Origin of the sequence: Faecalicatena orotica, from assembly GCF_905197545.1 — a bacterium.
Lineage (GTDB): Bacteria > Bacillota > Clostridia > Lachnospirales > Lachnospiraceae > Faecalicatena_A > Faecalicatena_A orotica.
The window spans coordinates 64,927-83,684 of sequence record NZ_CAJJZH010000002.1; the positions used below are offsets into that span (position 1 = coordinate 64,927).

The 18,758-nt window shown below is 42.7% G+C and carries 14 protein-coding genes; 5 read left to right on the plus strand and 9 right to left on the minus strand.

Annotated elements, in window-relative coordinates:
- Window positions 1-17 precede the first annotated feature (17 nt).
- On the plus strand, window positions 18-1,433 hold the full coding sequence (locus ABIN22_RS03855) for a glycoside hydrolase family 1 protein (RefSeq protein WP_118619851.1): 1,416 nt from the start codon (window positions 18-20) through the stop codon (window positions 1,431-1,433).
- Between the two features lie 3 nt (window positions 1,434-1,436).
- Window positions 1,437-3,038 (plus strand): alpha-L-rhamnosidase-related protein, encoded by a 1,602-nt coding sequence (locus ABIN22_RS03860; protein WP_346906716.1) that lies wholly within the window; start codon window positions 1,437-1,439, stop codon window positions 3,036-3,038.
- A 128-nt stretch (window positions 3,039-3,166) separates the two neighbouring features.
- On the opposite strand, the gene ABIN22_RS03865 is transcribed toward ABIN22_RS03860, so the two are convergent.
- The 4 genes from ABIN22_RS03865 to ABIN22_RS03880 all read right to left on the minus strand — a co-directional run bounded on the left by ABIN22_RS03865 (window position 3,167) and on the right by ABIN22_RS03880 (window position 7,600).
- Window positions 3,167-4,015, minus strand: coding sequence for an Rpn family recombination-promoting nuclease/putative transposase (locus tag ABIN22_RS03865; protein WP_346906718.1), 849 nt, complete (start codon window positions 4,013-4,015; stop codon window positions 3,167-3,169).
- A 308-nt stretch (window positions 4,016-4,323) separates the two neighbouring features.
- A complete protein-coding gene (locus tag ABIN22_RS03870; protein ID WP_346906720.1) occupies window positions 4,324-5,184 on the minus strand; it encodes an Rpn family recombination-promoting nuclease/putative transposase in 861 nt (286 codons plus the stop codon).
- Window positions 5,185-5,587: 403 nt separating this feature from the next.
- Window positions 5,588-6,871: a sensor histidine kinase gene (locus ABIN22_RS03875; RefSeq protein ID WP_118619859.1), complete on the minus strand. Its 1,284-nt coding sequence runs from the start codon at window positions 6,869-6,871 to the stop codon at window positions 5,588-5,590.
- Entirely contained in the window at window positions 6,872-7,600 is a 729-nt protein-coding gene (locus ABIN22_RS03880; protein ID WP_346906723.1) for a LytR/AlgR family response regulator transcription factor, read from the minus strand.
- Window positions 7,601-7,827: 227 nt separating this feature from the next.
- Here ABIN22_RS03880 and ABIN22_RS03885 point away from each other — a divergent pair, with 227 nt between their 5' ends.
- Window positions 7,828-10,812, plus strand: a complete 2,985-nt coding sequence (locus tag ABIN22_RS03885; protein WP_346906725.1) for a glycoside hydrolase family 3 C-terminal domain-containing protein — start codon at window positions 7,828-7,830, stop codon at window positions 10,810-10,812.
- A gap of 73 nt (window positions 10,813-10,885) precedes the next feature.
- On the opposite strand, the gene ABIN22_RS03890 is transcribed toward ABIN22_RS03885, so the two are convergent.
- The 5 genes from ABIN22_RS03890 to ABIN22_RS03910 form a co-directional block, all read right to left on the minus strand.
- A complete protein-coding gene (locus ABIN22_RS03890; protein WP_346906727.1) occupies window positions 10,886-12,373 on the minus strand; it encodes a L,D-transpeptidase family protein in 1,488 nt (495 codons plus the stop codon).
- A gap of 33 nt (window positions 12,374-12,406) precedes the next feature.
- Window positions 12,407-13,150 (minus strand): DUF4179 domain-containing protein, encoded by a 744-nt coding sequence (locus tag ABIN22_RS03895; protein ID WP_346906729.1) that lies wholly within the window; start codon window positions 13,148-13,150, stop codon window positions 12,407-12,409.
- Window positions 13,143-13,682, minus strand: a complete 540-nt coding sequence (locus ABIN22_RS03900) for a sigma-70 family RNA polymerase sigma factor (RefSeq protein WP_346906731.1) — start codon at window positions 13,680-13,682, stop codon at window positions 13,143-13,145. Before ABIN22_RS03900 ends, ABIN22_RS03895 begins: the two co-directional genes overlap by 8 nt.
- A gap of 177 nt (window positions 13,683-13,859) precedes the next feature.
- The gene (locus ABIN22_RS03905) at window positions 13,860-14,459 is read right to left on the minus strand and encodes a hypothetical protein (RefSeq protein ID WP_109730642.1); all 600 of its coding nucleotides are present in this window, start codon (window positions 14,457-14,459) and stop codon (window positions 13,860-13,862) included.
- A 22-nt stretch (window positions 14,460-14,481) separates the two neighbouring features.
- Window positions 14,482-16,905, minus strand: coding sequence for a glycoside hydrolase family 3 C-terminal domain-containing protein (locus tag ABIN22_RS03910; RefSeq protein WP_346906733.1), 2,424 nt, complete (start codon window positions 16,903-16,905; stop codon window positions 14,482-14,484).
- Between the two features lie 326 nt (window positions 16,906-17,231).
- Between ABIN22_RS03910 and ABIN22_RS03915 the strand changes: the two genes are divergently transcribed.
- Both ABIN22_RS03915 and ABIN22_RS03920 read left to right on the plus strand, forming a co-directional pair.
- Window positions 17,232-18,620 carry an AAA family ATPase gene (locus ABIN22_RS03915; protein ID WP_346906735.1) on the plus strand — a complete coding sequence of 463 codons (1,389 nt, stop codon included), beginning with the start codon at window positions 17,232-17,234 and terminating at the stop codon, window positions 18,618-18,620.
- Complete coding sequence (locus ABIN22_RS03920) at window positions 18,613-18,753, plus strand: hypothetical protein (RefSeq protein ID WP_346906737.1); 141 nt, start codon at window positions 18,613-18,615, stop codon at window positions 18,751-18,753. Before ABIN22_RS03915 ends, ABIN22_RS03920 begins: the two co-directional genes overlap by 8 nt.
- Window positions 18,754-18,758: the final 5 nt, after the last annotated feature.

Sequence of the window (18,758 nt, forward strand, 5' to 3'; positions counted from 1 at the left end):
AAAGGAGAATTTATAATATGACATTTCCAAAGGATTTCCTATGGGGCGGCGCGGTTGCTGCCAACCAGTGCGAAGGGGCATATGATGAAGACGGCAAAGGGTTAAGCACACAGGATGTGACTCCACACGGGATCGCAGGGCCCCGCACAGCAGAGCCTGCACCGGATAATATGAAGCTCGTGGGTATTGACTTTTACCACAGATATAAGGAGGATGTCAAACTGTTTGCGGAGATGGGATTCAAGGTATTCCGTACTTCGATTGCCTGGAGCCGCATTTTCCCGCAGGGGGATGAGGATACCCCGAACGAAAAAGGGCTCCGGTTTTATGACGACCTGTTTGACGAATGTCTGAAATATGGTATGGAACCTCTCGTTACGATCTCACATTATGAAACACCGCTCCACCTTTCCCGGACCTATGACGGATGGGTGAACCGCAGGATGATTGATTTTTATGAGAAGTATGTAAGGACGATTTTTGACAGATACGGTAAGAAAGTTAAGTACTGGCTCACCTTTAATGAAATCAACTCGGTGCTTCATGAACCCTTCTTAAGCGGAGGGATCTATACAGACAAAGAAAAGTTGTCTAAAAATGATCTTTATCAGGCTGTCCATCATGAACTTGTGGCCAGTGCCCTGGCGACAAAGATTGCCCATGAGATGATGCCTGAAGCAAAGGTCGGCTGTATGATTTTAAGTATGCCTACGTACCCTCTTACGCCGTCACCTGACGATGTAATTAAGGTCATGGAGAGTACTCACATGAATGACTTTTTTGGGGATGTTCATGTAAGAGGAAGATATCCGGGATATATGAAACGCTATTTCAGGGAGAACAATATCGAAATCCAGTTTGCACCGGGGGACGAAGAAATTCTGAAAAACACAGTTGATTTTGTTTCCTTTAGTTATTATATGAGCATCTGCGACACCGCTGATCCTGCAAAGCGAAAAGAGGGAAAAGGCAACCTTTTAGGGGGTGTTCCGAATCCATATCTTGACGCCAGCCAGTGGGGATGGCAGATTGATCCTAAGGGACTGCGCTATGTGCTGAATTACTACTATGACCGTTACCAGAAACCATTATTCATTGTGGAAAACGGACTCGGTGCAGTGGATGAGCTTATCAGGAATGCAGACGGAGAAATGACAGTTGAGGACGGATACCGCATAGATTATCTGAAACAGCACCTTCTACAGGTGGAGGAAGCCATCGAGGATGGTGTCGAGGTCATGGGATATACCTCATGGGGATGCATAGACCTTGTGAGCGCTTCTACTGCAGAGCTTAAGAAACGTTATGGTTATATTTATGTAGACAGGTACGATGACGGCACAGGAACGTTAGAAAGATACAGGAAAAAATCTTTCTACTGGTACCGGGATGTGATTTCCACAAATGGTGCGGTGCTGCACGAGGAGGAATAAGAGATGGGAGAAGCGTTAGTAAGTATCCTGCCTGATATGAAGAGAAAGACTGTGGATACCTTTATAAAGAAGGCACAGGAGTTGGATTTTCAGCTCATTGAAACAAAGGTAAAACCTGTTTCACTTGTGTCAGTAACGAAAACGGCGGATGGCATTGCAGAGATTTCCTCACGTGAGGATATCACCCTTATGCCGGGAAAACTCCTTAAGAAGGATGACAGTATCTGTCTTGATTTCGGAGACCATCATGTCGGTTACGTGACCCTGAAGCTGAATTCGGCGGGAAGCCCGCAGGATGCGCCCGCTTATCTTCGCCTGAAATTTGCAGAAATCCCGGGAGAAATTCTGGACGATTCCTCCACTTATCATGGCTGGATCAGCAAAGGGTGGATTCAGGAGGAACTGATACATATCGATGTGCTCCCATGTGAACTGAAACTTCCGAGACGGTACGCATTCCGCTATCTGGAAATCTTTGCTGTCGATACCTCGGCAAAGTTTCAGGTGGTGGTGGAAAATGTGGAACTGACTGCAGTTTCAGCAGTGTCTCTGGAGGAGGCAGAGCCACTTTCCTCTCTGCCGGAGGACCTCAAAGCAATCGACAAGGCAAGCTTAAAAACTCTTCAGGATTGTATGCAGCATGTGTTTGAGGACGGGCCTAAGCGTGACCGCCGTCTGTGGATCGGTGACCTGCGTCTACAGGCAAAAGCCAATTATGCAACCTTCAGGAATCTGAATCTGGTGAAACGGTGTATGTACCTTTTTGCCGGGCTGATCCGTGAAGACGGGAAAGTCGGAGCGTGCCTTTTTACTGAGCCTGTTATGCAGGTAGATGACACATTTTTATTCGATTATTCTTTGTTTTTCGTGTCCATTCTTTACGACTATTATCAGGAGACAAAAGATCTGGAAATTGTAAAAGAACTGTGGGGCACGGCCTGCCGCCAGATCGTACTGGCTCTGAATGATATGGAGGATGGTGTCCCGAAAACAGAAAACCCAATGATGGCATTTATTGACTGGAAAGACGGACTTGACCGTCAGGCGGCGGCTCATGCAGTATGGATATACTGTCTGCGCCAGGGAGAAGTTCTGGCAAGCCTTGCAGGAGATGAGGCGGCCAAAGAGGAGCTCCGGGTCATGCTTGCCGATGCTCTGGAAAAAGCAGTAAGCCACTTCTGGGATGAGGAAAAAGGCTTCTTTGTAAGTGGCGCGGATCATCAGATATCGTGGTCCAGTCAGGCATGGATGGTTCTTGCAGACGTATTTGAAAAAGAGAAGAGCCGTGCATTAATGCTGCATCTTCTGGAAGAAAATCCGGAGATGGGAATTGCTACACCTTATGCCTATCACCATGTCATCGAGGCACTGCTTCATGTGGGTGAAAAGGAGAAGGCGCTGGAATTAATGCGGACTTACTGGGGAGGAATGATCAATCTGGGAGCCGATACCTTCTGGGAGGCTTTTGACCCTGAAGATCCCCATGCATCCCCATACGGATCGTCACAGGTAAACAGCTTCTGTCATGCGTGGAGCTGCACTCCTGCGTGGCTTTTAAGAGAATACTTTGCTAGTGATACTTTGCAGGTAATACAGGACCGATAAGGGTTACTGTTTACAGGCTTGTCTGTGAACAGTAACTGATAAAGTGCCCCCCGCCTTTTGGTTCCATAATGGATATTATAAAAGGCGGGGGGCATATGTGCTTCATGATCTGAAATGTGAGAACATGTTTATTCTAAAATTTGCTTCACTTTGTCTATACTGATATCACAGAGGTCCGCAATTTCTTCAGGGGATTTGCCCTGCATATATAGTTTGAAAACCTGCCGGGCCTCTTGAATGCCCAACTCTTTGCCTCTTCGTAACCCACTTTCTTCCCCAGCCTTAAGTCCTCTTTTTTCAGCACTGCTGATCTGGGTATTATAATCTTTCAATGCCTTTTCACGGGCCTCATATTCCAGACGTTTTTTCTCGTCTGCACTTAGATTAAGCAATGTATTGTATGCTTCATCCAGATATTCGTTTGTCTTAGCCATATTCTGAAACTCCTTTCTGCTTTTTCCACTGAAGAACTTCATCCATGTAAGAACGTCCTGACTGGTCTTTACATCTGAAGGCAGCTTTTTCAGTTCCAGTATCTGAAGCTCCATTTTATCCGAATAAAGATGAGATGTCTTATCATCCCGGAAATGAATCCTTCGGTAACATTCTTTGTCATTCGGAAAATGGATGAAGTCTAAAATACTTACATGAATACACTTCTGCAGTTTTTCATAGGACTCGCCTTTGTGAATCTGACTGTCAAACATCTTACTGAGATAGAACAAGGCGCGTTCATCCCAGTATTCGAAATATTTGACCTGCATTTCCATATTCATTTGCGTCCCGTTCTTAAGCAGTACCCGTACATCCATGATCCCCTGCTTGTCATCAGCTGAGTCTCTGGGAAGCAGAGTGGGCAGAAGAACCGTATCCTCAACTTCATCCGGGGACAGATTCAGCAAAGCAGAAATAAAGCCTTTCCTGACTTTGGGGTTCTGCATCAGTTCCTTGAAACAAAAGTCCACAGTGGGTAACATAATAAAGTTGTCTTTGGTCATAAAATGAAATCTCCTTTCCTGTGCAGAAAACGAATGGTACACATGTAAGGAGTTATTCTGATTTATTATTATCATATCACGATATGTAGATATGTAAAAGACAGAAGTACCTTAAAAATGTAGAGAATTCATTGTTTTCTGCGGTTCTAATAAGTAATTGATGGGATAAATCGGCGAGATGCCGATTGATAAATGAAAGGTGAATACCTTTCGATGTTTCTATGGGGGATACCCGAAAGGGTATCCCTCAACTCAGGCCTTTTAGGAGGATTGTAGCAGTAAATGAGTTAATCTAAAATTTGCTTCACTTTGTCTATACTGATATCACAGAGGTCCGCAATTTCTTCCGGAGATTTGCCCTGCATATATAGTTTGAAAACCTGCCGGGCCTCCTGAATGCCTCTGCGCAGCCCACTTTCTTCCCCAGCCTTGCGCCCAATCTCTTCTCCAGCCTTAAGTCCTCTTTTTTCAGCACTGCTGATCTGGGTATTATAATCCTTCAAAGCTTTTTCCCGTGCCTCATATTCTAACCGTTTCTTCTCATCAGCACTTAAATTGAGCAGTGTATTGTATGCTTCATCCAGATATTCATTTGTCTTAGCCATATTCTGAAACTCCTTTCTGCTTTTTCCACTGAAGAACTTCATCCATGTAAGTACATCCTCACTGGTCTTAACGTCCGGAGACAGTTTTTTTAACTCCAGTATCTGAAGCTCCATTTTATCGGAATACAGTTCATAGGTGCTGTCATCCCGGAAATGAATCCTGCGGTAACACTTGTTGTCATTCGGAAAATGGATGAAGTCTAAAATACTTACATGAATACACTTCTGCAGTTTTTCATAGGATTCGCCCTTACGGATCTGGCTGTCAAACATCTTACTGAGATAGAACAAAGCACGTTCATCCCAGTATTCGAAGTATTTGACCTGCATTTCCATGTTCATCTGCGTCCCGTCTTTAAGCAGTACCCTTACATCCATGATTCCTAATTTGTCATCAGCGGAGTCCCTCGAAAGCAGTGTGGGCAGAAGGACGGTGTCTTCTACTTCGTTCGGGGACAGGTCCAGCAATGCTGAAATAAAGCCTTTCCTGACTTTGGGGTTCTGCATCAGTTCCTTGAAACAAAAGTCTACAGTGGGTAACATAATAAAGTTGTCTTTGGTCATAAAATGAAATCTCCTTTCCTGTGCAGAAAACGAATGGTACACATGTAAGGAGTTATTCTGATTTATTATTATCATATCACGATATGTAGATATGTAAAAGACAGAAGTACCTTAAAAATGTAGAGGATTCATTGTTTTCTGCGGTTCTAATAAGTAATTAATTGGGTAAACCGGCGAACTGCCGATTGAAAAATGAAAGGTGAATACCTTCCGAAGTTTCTGATGAGAGTATAGCATGGGATAACGGAAAGAGCAATTAGGCAATTTGACGAAATTGGAATAAGGAAACAGACTGTGTTACTGTTCAGTCCCCAGCCGGTTACCATGCTGGGGCCTTAGCATAACATTGCCAAAGAGCCGGCCCCAAATAATAGACAGTAACCTACATATCATTCAGTTCCAGCATAATATGTACGACAAAGTAACCGTTTTCCATACTGGCTTTAAAAATTCCATTATACTTATCAACAATGGAGTGGATGATTTTAAGCCCAAGCCCATGATTATCTTTATCATTTTTAGTTGTCTTCAAGGTCTTATTTTCTTTCAGAACATCATAGGAGCATTTATTTTTCACCTGAATATTCAGGTAATTTTTAACTACAGAAAGTGTGATATGAATATCTTTTTCGATTTCTGCTTTGCTGGCATCTATAGCGTTATCCAACAGGTTCATTAGCACAGCACATAAGTCGTTATCTTTTATAGAAATTTTCGATATCAGGAGAATGTCTGTAATTACATGAATCTGTTGTTCCCGTGCCTCGCTGACTTTCTGTGTGAGCAGGTGGTCCAGCATGACATTGCCGGTCTGAAATTCTTCCATAGTATTAAAACGATATTCAAGTTCTGTATCCAGATATTTTTCAAGTTCTTCATAATTTTTTCTTTTCACTAGTGACTGTATATAAAAATAATTATTCCTCAGTTCGTGCTTTTCCTGACGTATTTGTGAGATTATTGCCGAAGAGCGATTCATATTATCAATCTGTAACTGCAGTTTCTGGTTAAAACTATTAGTTTCAAGTACATTTTCAAAAGTAGAAATAATCAGATAATTCAGGTAGTAATTAATCAGTATTATACATAGGATACAGAGCGGCATTGCAACAGAAAAAAATAAATTAGAGTCATTCTGTCTGGCAAAAGAAATATACATCTGAGCCAGAACTGCAATAGCAAATGGGGAGAGTGTCATTAAACAAATATACTTTTGAGGCAGCTGGGGCTGAAAAATCAGTGGATGAGAACTAAAAAACAAAGTACACATCGCGAGGGCCGTATAAAATATGGCATGTCCGGCAGCTGTAAGTTCTCCATCCAGAGTTTGATGCGTAGCGGATAAAAGAGGAAGGAGACTTGATTTTATAAAAACAATGCTGCAGATGTAAGCGATGATAAATGCTGTTTTGGCAAACAATCCCTGCTTTTGGAATAAAAAGGTGAACAGAAATGCAAATATAAACACAACAGCAAGGTAAACGTAAAAGCTTCCGGTATAGATTTCCAACGGTTTATACACTGCCGTAAAAAGGAGAATCCAGAATATGGTGACCGCATACGGTGGAAATCTGTTTTTCTTAAAAGGATATGTACAGGCAAGTGCAAGAATCAGGAAAGCGAAGGTAAATGTTGCCTCCGTCCATATTAATATTGTTTGAAACATTTAAGCGCCTCCGTAATTCAATGTAATAAATTCTTCTTTTATCGTAGTAATCCGATTTCTGCTCAAAGGAATTGTTTCTTTATTATCAAGTATTAAGGTGTTTTTTTGAATGCTGAATATGTACCTGTAATTAACAAGGAAACTTCTGTGTGGGCGCAGGAAACCATATTGTTTCAGCAGAGCTTCAAAATCCTTAATCCGGTATTGAATTAAAAGTTCCTGAGTGGTAAGTACTATACGGCAGTTTTTAACGAGAGATTCAATATAGATTATTTGATTGGTATTCAGTGAATAAATATTACCGGAGTAACGTTCTTCTACAGAAACAGAGGTGCCTTCCTGCATCCTCATTTCATGAATGATGTCATTTACCAGTGCAGGGAGTTCCTCCGTAAAATGACTCTTGCGGATAAAACGAAAAGGACGCACTTCGAAAGTCTGGAAGACCATCTTTTCCTTTCCAGAGATGAACACTGTAATCACCTCAGGATAATCACTCCGTATTCTGCGGCACAATTCAATCCCGTTAATTTCGGGCATATCAATATCGAGAAAAAGAATTTGATATTTCCCGGAAGCATGACAGACATCCAACAGTGCCTTTGGTTCAGTATAACAGTCAAAAACTATATTGAAATCCCGTCGGGAGAACTCCTCAGAAAGCTGTTCGTGTATGACATCGAGAGTCCTCGGACTATCCTCGCATATTGCTGCACGATAAGTGTTCATATGTTAACTCCTCCTGTGATAAGACATACCTCTTTTAAAGTCTTATATCTTTAAACAGATTTTATTATACTACCATATTGTTTTGATGTCATTTCATTTAGAAATTACGGGTGCATTTCATACTATATTTTTACATGTCATGTCGAATAAATATAAAAATGCTTTTATGGCTGTTAAAATCATAACAGTTTTAAAAAGCGCGCGCAAATAAAGTATGAAAAGGAGTTATGATGGAAGAGAAAAAGAACAAATGGTTAAAGCCGCTGATTATAGTGGCAGTAATAGTGGCAGCCGCCTATTTTGCTTACCGAAAGATTTATGATATGCTTTTCGGCGGTGCAGTTGCAGTATCAATGGATGATGTGTACAGTACACTGAATGCGATTAAAGTGCCGCTGATTATAGCAGTAGTTGTGATTATAGCAGCGGTTATCGTGAGTATTGCAGTGGCCAGAAAAGAAGTGGGTATCAGGAAAATGGTGCGTGGCCAGTCTATTCTGGCCAGTATTCTCGCGGTTGCTGTTGCAGCAAATGTAATCTGTCTGAATATAGAGTACTCTCTGATTAATAAAGTGATGACAGGCTCTGAAGGATTAAGTGAAGAGACAAAACAAGCATCCATAGAGTTATGTGAAGAGATTGCTGATGAAGGCGTTGTACTTTTAAAAAATGAAGATAATGCACTGCCTGTCAATAAGGGTACCAAACTGAATGTATTCGGATGGGGGAGTACGCAGCCTATTTATGGCGGTACGGGCTCAGGAAGTGTTTCTGAAGAAAATGCTGTGTCGTTGCTTCAGGGACTTGAGAATGCTGGATTTGAACTGAATACTGCCCTGACAGACTTCTATAAAGAGTATCGTTCAGACCGGCCGTCTATCGGTATGGGAGAAGTAGACTGGACATCACCCCAGCCGACTATGGAAGAATATGATAAAAACAGTATTTTTGAGGATGCAGAGACGTTTTCTGATACGGCAGTCATAGTAATCACTCGTGCAGGCGGAGAAGGCCCTGACCTGCCCGAGAAAATGTCAGATGAGAATACATACAATACAACTCAGATGGGAGGAGAAGTTACATATTCTACAAATGAAGAAGATTTGAGTTCAGAAAAGAGCTATCTGGAATTAACAGCAAGAGAAGCAGAGATGGTTGAGCGTGTAAATGACAGCTTTGAAAAAGTTTACGTTATTATAAACTCAGCAAATGCAATGGAGCTTGGATGGCTTGACGAGTATGAAAATATCAAGGCTGCACTGTGGTGTGCAGGCGCAGGGGAGACAGGATTTAATGCACTCGGCTCTATCATGTGCGGAGATGTAAATCCTTCAGGAAAACTGGTAGATACCTATGTGTATGATTTAATGTCTACACCTGTTTACAACAATTTTGGGAATTTCGACTACAGTAATTCAAATGAAATCACAGGATCAGAGGAGAATAAAGCTAAGTTTGTAAACTATGTGGAAGGCATTTATGTAGGATACAAATATTATGAAACAGCGGCAGCTGAAGGGCAGATTGATTATGATTCCGTGGTACAGTATCCGTTTGGCTACGGTCTGTCTTATACAACTTTTGATAAGGAAATCACCAGCATAAAAGACGATGGAACATCCGTTACATTAGAGGTGGTTGTGGAGAATACTGGTGATACTGCCGGGAAAGATGTTGTGGAGATTTATTATACGCCTCCGTATTATAATGGTGGAATTGAAAAAGCAAGTACGAATCTTCTTGATTTCGAAAAAACAGAAATTCTGGAACCGGGAGATTCACAGACAATTAGTATTACCTTCAACTATGAAGATATGGCATCCTATGATGACATAAACAACAAGAGTTATGTTCTTGAGCATGGTGACTATGCAATTACACTTAACAGCGATTCTCATACAGTATTAGATTCAGAGAAAATTACTGTTGAGAAAGATATCATATATAATGACGAGAATGACGGAAAGCGTTCTACTGACGAAACAGCTGTAACAAATCAGTTCGATTTTGCAAGGGGAGATGTGACTTATCTCAGCAGAAAAGATGGATTTGCCAACTATGATGAAGTTACAAAAGCACCGGGAAATGTAGAAATGACATCAGAGCAGATTGCAGATTATCAATGCAAAAATACATATGATGCTTCAGAATATGATGACCCGGATGCAGAAATGCCTGTGACAGGGGCTGACAATGGCCTGACAATACAGGATATGAAGGGACTTGATTATGATGATGCTAAATGGGATGAGCTGCTTGACCAGATGACTGTAGATGAAATGTCTGCACTGGTTGCTGACGGAGGTTTCCATATGATAGCTGTAGATTCTGCTGAGGCGGCTGAATCCACTGCATGTGACGGACCAGCAGGGATTACGAGCAATTTTAACTCCAGTATCAGCGGAGTGGCATATCCTCCGGCAGCTATGATTGCAGCCACATGGAATAAAGAACTGGCACAGGCGAGGGGAGAACAGGTTGGAAAAGAGTGTGTAGAACTCGGCGTGACAGGATGGTATGGTCCTGCCATGAATACCCACCGCAGTGCATTTGCGGGAAGAAATTTTGAGTATTATTCAGAAGACGGTACACTGGCAGGCATCATAGGCGGCAAAGAAGTAGGCGGAGCCACTTCACAGGGAGTTATCTGCTATGTAAAACATTTCGCTTTGAATGACCAGGAAACAAACAGAACAAACGGTATATGTACCTGGGCAACGGAACAGTCGATCAGGGAAATCTATCTAAAGGCATTTGAAAAGAGCTTTAAAGAAGGTGGAAGCCTTGGATGCATGTCATCCTTTAACTCAATCGGAACCCAGTGGGCAGGAAGCTGCCAGTCACTGCTTCAGACTGTGCTGCGGGATGAATGGGGATTCCACGGAGCTGTAATCACAGATGCGATGGACCCGCTTGCTGACTTCTATATGGATCTGAACAGGGGAATCCGCAGCGGTTTAACACAGGGGCTTTCCATGACAGGCGGAGATGGCCTGATCACAAATACAGAGGATGCCAATACCGTTACTGCACTTCGCAGGGCGAGTCATGAGAACCTGTATGCGCTGGCAAATTCCAATGCAATGGCTAAGGAAACGGGGACACCGGGATGGGTAAAGATATTTATCGGTGTGGATGTACTGCTGGCTATACTCTTTGTAGGAAGTGAAATACTGCTTTTCAAAAAGTATAAGAAACGGAAAACGGTCTAGCCGGATAATCAAGAGTCGGAATCAGATACAAATATGTCTGGTTCCGGCTCTTTTTCATCGTGGTATAAGCTTGTTAATAGTGAACAATGACAGGCGTTCCTATTTCTATCATGTCGTACAAAGAACCGGCCATGTCAAGTGGCATATTAATGCATCCGTGCGATCCGATATGGGGGATCTGGTACAGGTTTCCCCCAAATCCACTCTGCCATATAGCGTCGTGCAGGCCGATGCCTGTATCCCATGTGATGCGCATCCAGTAGGTCACCTCTGTCTCATAGGAAGGTTTCCCGGTAGTGGGATCGATACTGCCGACCAGTATTTCGTGCATCTTTTTATCCTGCAGAGAATAAGTGCCCTCGGGAGTGATTTTTTCAGGGATCGGTTCTCCGGTGATTACATCTGTTTCAAGGGCAATAGAACCATTTACGACATACCACATGTGCTGTTCGCTCAGGTCCACATCGACGAAGGTGTCTCCCCAGTCGGGCATTGCATGGGCAGCGGCGGTTCCTCCGATATAGTATTCTGGTTCTCTTGTTATGGTTTCGCCGTTTTTAATGCTGTTCTTCAGATTCTCAAATTCAGTATCCTCATCGACCGACCATCCGTAAGTGCCTCCCGTCACGGTGGCGCTTTTTCCGGATGGGGTTGTGAAGGTCCTTGTAGTGCCGACGGTATCATACTTGTCACCAAATTCTTCCAGCCATTTTTTTATGGCGTCCTCATGAAAAATGACGTTCATATCATCATCGGTTGTAAGCCATGTTGAGATAAGCGTTTTATCGACCACTACGGAGTCATTCATCGAGTAAGTAATACTTGCCTTGCAGTATTTATTCATTTCGGCACAGGCCTGCTTCAACTCTTTTGACTCAGAGGTGTATTTGGGGAGTGCATAGCATTTTTCCTTCTCGAGATTGATTTCGGAAGAAAACTTCATAATGGCGGATGTGATTTTTTCTTTTAATACGTTCATGTCAACCGCGGTTCCGTAAGTTTCTGGTTTGATGACAAACTGGGTGCCATCGAATTCTGGCTGTGCAGACACAGGCGGGGTCTGCACGGTGGTTACCGCATGGATCGAACCGACAGCCTGATCCAGAGCGTCCTTATTATAAGATAATTCAATGGTAATGCTGACGGCTTTCTTGGAAAAAACAGACTGGGGCCATAGAAATGGATTTTGTTTTTTCAGGATGTTTTCTATCTGATTATTATCGACATATACAAGGGAAATATCAGCCCCTTTGATGACATCAGTCTTTCCATCCATTCCCCGGATTGTCAGGGAATAATCGTTTACCTGATCCTTCAGATACCTTTCGGCGTCCGAGACTGTCTTTCCGGAAAAGTTGTGTCCGTTAATCCCGGTGTTCATAAAAAAATGGCTCATAAAAAACACGGAGATGGCTATGTAAATAAGAAGAAGCAGACAGAGAATGCTGCCTATGATAATCCAGCCCTTTTTTGGAGCTGAAGTGTGGATATCAGGCATATTTCTGTGTCCTATGTTTGAATATTTTTTGCCGGCAGTTCTTCTTTTCCTTTGTGTATGCATATGGTATCCTCCGTTTCTTGGCTCAGAAAACGATTATTGGTTAACGTTCAGCGGGATACTGAATTGAAAATCCCAGGTTCCGCCAAATCCATTGTTAGGTAAAAAGCTGGTGTGGTATGGCTTTTCTTCATTCAAAGCGTATTCCCATAAATCATAGGGCCAGTCATAGATAATACTGATATTCCAGGTGAAGTCGAATTCTTTTGGGATTTTTATATCTCTTCTGGCGGACGCGGGGATTCGCTGGTCAATCGGAATATTGATTTTCCCGGAATAAGTATTTTCATCTGTAAAGCTGCCTTTCATATACGAAGAATCAGCAATTGTCTGATCATAAAAATCAAAACGGATTTCGGATATAAATTCAAGCAGACCACATTCTGTACCAGATGTACTGGCATACATCTCTTGCGGAAAACCAGATTTACTGTAAAATACCACATTCATAGAAATCCAGTGATTGTCATGTGTCACTTCAGATACTGTTATTTTTACGCCATTAGATTCCTGTATATACTCCTGGGCAGGCTTTTGTTCCCCCTGCATCAAACGGGTGATATGCCCGATCAGAGGGATACTCTCGGCTGCATTGGGATTACTTGCCCCGAAGAAAACGGCACACACAAAAACAGCGGCGGCTGTACCAAGTGAAATAAATGTCTTTTTCATCCATTTTTTTCTCTTACTTTTCTGCTCCTTACGAAGCTGCTCCATGCAGTGGTCAATCACGCCGTCCAGCTTTTCGGATACGGGAATCTGTTCAAATCTTTTATCCATTTAAATATCCCTCCTCCAGGCTTTTTCTGAGTTCTTTTTTAGCACGTGTCAGATATGAAGAAACACTTCCCCGGGGAATGTTCATGATCCCGGCGATCTCATCCTGTTTCAGCCCGTCAAAATATTTCAGAACGATGACCATTCTGTAATGCTCGGGAAGCCTGCGGATTGCGGCATACAGGTCCAGTCTTTCTTCTGCGGAGATTCCGCTGTTTTCCTGCTCCTGTTCTTCTTCAGGAAGCTCTGAAAATGGAATATTCCTCCTATAATAATCACTGGATACATGTATCAGGATTGTGGTCATCCAGGACCTGAATACCGCAGGATTCTGAAGGGTTTTAATAGAATGAAAGCCCTTCAGTACCGTTTCCTGCACAATTTCCAGCGCGGCATCCTCATTGCCGGAATGCAGGTATGCCATCCGGTACAGATAACCTTTATGTATTGTTATAAGTTCACCATAGGCGTCGACACTGCCCCGGATTGCTTTTCTAACCAGTCTGATATCCGTGGATCGTTTTACTTCTTCCACTTTGTTCCCCCCTGTAAGCTGCAGGTTCTGTGTGAACCGTAACTGTTTGATGTCTGTAAAATACCCTTATATTTATTAGACGATAATTAAAAGTAAATTGCTACAAAAAAATATCATTTCATACAAAAAAGGACCTGCACACCGGCAAGTCCTTTTTGTATGTTATCTGATTTTGTTTTATGCTTCTTTTTTCTCTTTAAAAATAATCTTCATGATCGGGAAGAATACCCAGAAGGAGATGACACAGTTGATCAGCATGGTTATGATATCCGCGACTGTCATACCGGCACCCTGCCCCATCATATTCATGCAGAAATCATAGATTGGTGTTTTATAAAGTCCCTGCAGTGCGGCAGCCCCGACGGAAATAATTACCCACGCGATGAAATACCATACAGCGGCTTTTACCACGCTCGTATTAGACTTAAAGGTTACATTCCGCTGAAGGAAGAAATTGATAATCTGTGCAAGCAGAAGCGTGATCTCAACGGCGAGGAAATAGGCGAGACCACCGCCGCCCCCGCCTGCGATAGAGCCTGCAGCATAGTCGAATACATAGTAAATGCTTCCGTCCAGATTATGCCCTACAGGCAGTACCTGAAATGCCGTGCTTACCAGAGATGTGAAGCCGAACAAATACTTGATGAGCGGCATCATAATCATCTGGAGTACGGTGACCCCGTTACTGATGATAAAAAATACGATAAACTGTGCGATGCCGGGATGCTTTTCCTTAAAATTACTCCAGAAACCGGCCTTTTTAACTTCGCTTTCCATAATTGATTAAACCTCCTGTATTTTACTTTCCTGCAAGTTTCGATTCATATGCTTTATTGGCTTTAGAATTGGCAAAGAAGCCGCCAATGATTTTCTTCATTCCTTTGAAGAAATGTCCGTTTACAACTTCTACCATACCGTACGCCATGTCCATGCTGACGGCACCTGCGGTCATCTTTGCAATCCCCCTGAAAGGCATATTATAGATAAACAATATGTTCAAATCAGGCTTTCCTTTGGCCTCGCTCTTTTTCTTCAGGTGTGTAAGGACCCGGTATATCAGTCTGGCAAGACCGCTTTTTGCATAGTACATCTGGCAGATAGCGTCATTGACACCGAGCTCTCCGGTCCATTTCCCATCCGGGACCGGGTGTCCGAGCAGTGTCTCAAATTCTTTGTCATTGACCTGCTGTACCAATCCGGAATAGTAGGAAGGGAGCGTTTCTTTCTTGTATGGGAAGAAGTCTGTTGACCCTTCGATCTGTACATCTGCCGTCAGCCTGATATCTGCAACACAGGCGCCGATCATAATCTGGTAAGTTCCTCCTTCGATTTCCCATTGATTCGTCAGTACATTCCAGTAACGGAATGTTTTATCATCAAAAGGAATGGTCACTTCTTTGCTTTCACCTGCTTTCAAAAATACCTTCCTGAATCCTTTCAATTCCTTCACAGGACGGAAAACTTCCTTATCAGGCTTTGAAACATAGAGCTGGGCGACCTCTGCACCGTCCCGTGCGCCTGTGTTTTTAATAGTGAATGTCGCACCCCACTCATCCGTCTTTAAGTCAGAGTATTCGAAAGTAGTATAGGAAAGCCCGTAGCCGAAGGGATATTGTACCCGTACTTTTGCAGTGTCATAGTACCGGTAGCCGATGAAGAGGCCTTCCCGGTATTCTGAATTCCGCTCTGTACCCGGGAAGTTCCTGAAGGCCGGTGTGTCTTCATATTTGACCGGATAAGTTTCGCTCAGGCGGCCGGAAGGATTGACTTTGCCGGTCAGTATATCCAACATAGCACTGGCTCCTGCCTGCCCGGTCAGAAAACCGTGCAGGATAGCCTTACAGCAGTAGTGCCACGGCATTTCAAAAGAAGCACCTGCACTTACTACGCCTACGATATTAGGGTTGACCTGAACCAGTGCCTCGAGAAGGTCAATCTGATTCTGTGGGATACGCATATGTGTACGGTCCATTCCTTCGGATTCGCTGAGTTCGTCCAGACCAAAATAGTAGAGTACGACATCCGCTTTCCCGGCAAGGTCCAGAGCTTCTTTTTTCAGGGCCGCATCTTCACCGCCTGTCCGCTGATAGCCGCGGCTGCATCCTGTAACCTGAAGGTCGTAATTCTGGATGATTCTTTCGGTTGTCTCAACGAAAGTAGCATTCACGACAGAAGAGCCTGCCCCCTGATATCTCGGTGCGAAGGCAAAGTCTCCGATGACTGCAACTTTACTCTTGGCGGCAAGAGGGAGAATCTGATCTGTATTCTTTAACAGTACTGCACTTTCACTTGCAGCTCTTCTGGCAAGCCCGTGATGGGCGGTCTCTGAAAAACTGCGTTTCATAGTTTCAGTATTTTCGCTGAGTGTGAGTACCGCATCTAAGAGATGATCCACACAGGAATCCAGTTCTTCCATTTTGAGAGTTCCGTCTTTTATGGACTGCAAAATTTCACGTGCTGAGTCGAGTCCGGGAGTAGGCATTTCGAGGTCAGATCCTGCCAAAACACCGCGGGTATGGCTGTTGGAACCGCCCCAGTCCGTAATGACGATGCCGTCAAAGCCCCATTCATCCCGCAGAATGTCTTTCAGCAAATGTGTGTTTTCATTGGCATATGTACCGTTTACTTCATTGTAGCTTGTCATGATGGCCTTTGCGCCGCCTTCTTTCACGGCGATTTCAAATCCGGTCAGGTAGATTTCCCTCAGAGTACGTTCGTCCAGAACAGAATTCATTGCCATACGGCGCAGTTCCTGGCTATTTACTGCAAAATGCTTTGGACATGCGTACACGCCGCGTTTCTGAATTCCCCTGATATAGGATGCGGCCATCTTTCCGGCAAGATATGGGTCCTCTGAATAATACTCGAAGTTTCTTCCGCATAACGGACTTCTTTTTATATTCAGACCCGGGCCGAGAAGAACGTTGACACCTAAGGAACCTGCTTCCTCACCCAGCGCATCGCCAAGTTCCTGTCCGAGTTCTTCATCCCAGCTGTTTGCCACAGCAGCAGCGGTTGGAAAGCAGGTCGACGGCAGGGATGCATTCAGACCGAGATGGTCTCCGGCGCCGTCCTGTTTGCGGATTCCGTGAGGGCCGTCGGAACAAAAAATAGAAGGGATACCGAGACGCTTAAAATCTCTCGTTTCCCATTCTGACTTTCCACTTAAAAACGCTGCCTTCTCCGCGAGCGTCATTTTATCGATAAGATCCTGATGTTTCACCTGATTCTCCTCCTTTAGTATTGGATAATAAGATTTTAACAGAAGTTTTACATCCGTGCGGGTTTACGCATAAACTGCGTTTTTTTTGCACAAATTGCAAATTGATTAGAAATATTGCACAAAAATATATGACTTGCTTAGTGCATAATGTTGAAAACAACAGATATGCAAAGATATACATTAAAAAATTCATATATATTAATAAAATATAAATTTAAAATGAAAATTGTAAAATTAATTAACAAAAGCAGAATAAGAATTGACGAAACTGGAATAATAAATTATAATTAAGAAAAACGAGTGCCAGATATGGAGGAGGAATAAAAATGGGGAATGTTGTACGACTTGTTAATGTTGAAATAAACAATTTGAAAAATGTGGAACATGGAGTAGTTGAGTTTAATGACAGGCAAAAAGGGAACATCCTCGGCGTATATGGACAGAATGGGTCTGGTAAGACAGTTCTTGTAGACAGCATACTTCTGTTAAAAGATCTGATGAGCGGTAGAAAGATTCCGGCTGATTTTTATCATTGTATACGATTTCAGAGTGAGACAGCCCGCATGAAGTACAGCTTTAAGATTACCGAAGGTGAAAAAACATTCTACACAGAATATGAGATTGAATTACTAAAAAATGGGGAATACAGTTTCTGCATAAGCCGAGAAAAGTTAAGTGTAAAAGAACTGGATGCAGAAAAACAGACCAGACTTACTTCAATATTTGAATATACAAAAGGAGGGAAGAAACTTTTTCTGCCCCTGAAGTATTATCAATATTTTGAGAAAAATATAACTCAGCTTGTATCACTTGGGGTCGCGCAGCAGCTGACAGAGAATTATAATGATGAAAAACAAAGACCTGAAGTAAGTTCTTTCTTATTTTCAAAGAGAGCACAGGAAGTATTTTCTCAGGCGCAGGACGAACCACATAAAATATATAAATTCAGTTATATTCTGCAGTCCTATGCGATCCATGATTTAGCAATTGTGGAGAATTCCCAGTATGGTTTATTAGCGCTGAATCTCAGAGCGCTTCCTGTTAATATAGACTGGCCGCTTTCCGTTAATAGCGGGTTTAACGGGTTTATGCTGAATCTAATGGACGTGAATGTTGTAGATAAAGAACTCTTCCCATATATACAAGCTACAATTGATCAGATAAACATTGTTTTGAAGTCTCTGGTGCCTGATATAGAGTTGGAGATCTATAACCATTTTGATAAACTGATGGACAACGGGAGAGACGGCGTAAGGTTTGAAGTAATAACGATACGTAATGGAGCAAGGATCCCACTTTTATATGAATCTGCAGGGATTAAGAAGATTATTTCAATCTGTAGCAGTCTGGTGGCCTGCTTTAACAGAGAAACATATTGTCTGGTTGTAGATGAACTGGATGCAGGGATTTATGAATATCTGCTGGGCGAGCTTCTTGAAGCTATGCAGGAAAAAGCGAAGGGACAGCTTGTATTTACTGCTCACAATCTGCGTCCTATGGAGGTTTTGCTTAATGATTCCTTAGTGTATACAACTATAAATCCAAAAGCACGCTATATCAGAACTTCTTATATTAAGAATACACAAAATAAGAGACTTTCATATCTCAGAAGTATTAAATTAGGAGGGCAGAAAGAAAAGTTATACAATGATACTAATATTTACGAAATTGAGCTGGCTATGCGTAAGGCAGGGAAGGTGAAACTAAATGACTAAAAAGATTTGTGAATTCCATGTCCCGGGTGACTATGATGAGACATGGAAATTCATTATGGACAATGGGAATTCGTTGAAGCGTTACTGTAATCTTTCAAATTTTTTTGAAAGATTAGGGATTACAAAAAAATAGTAAAA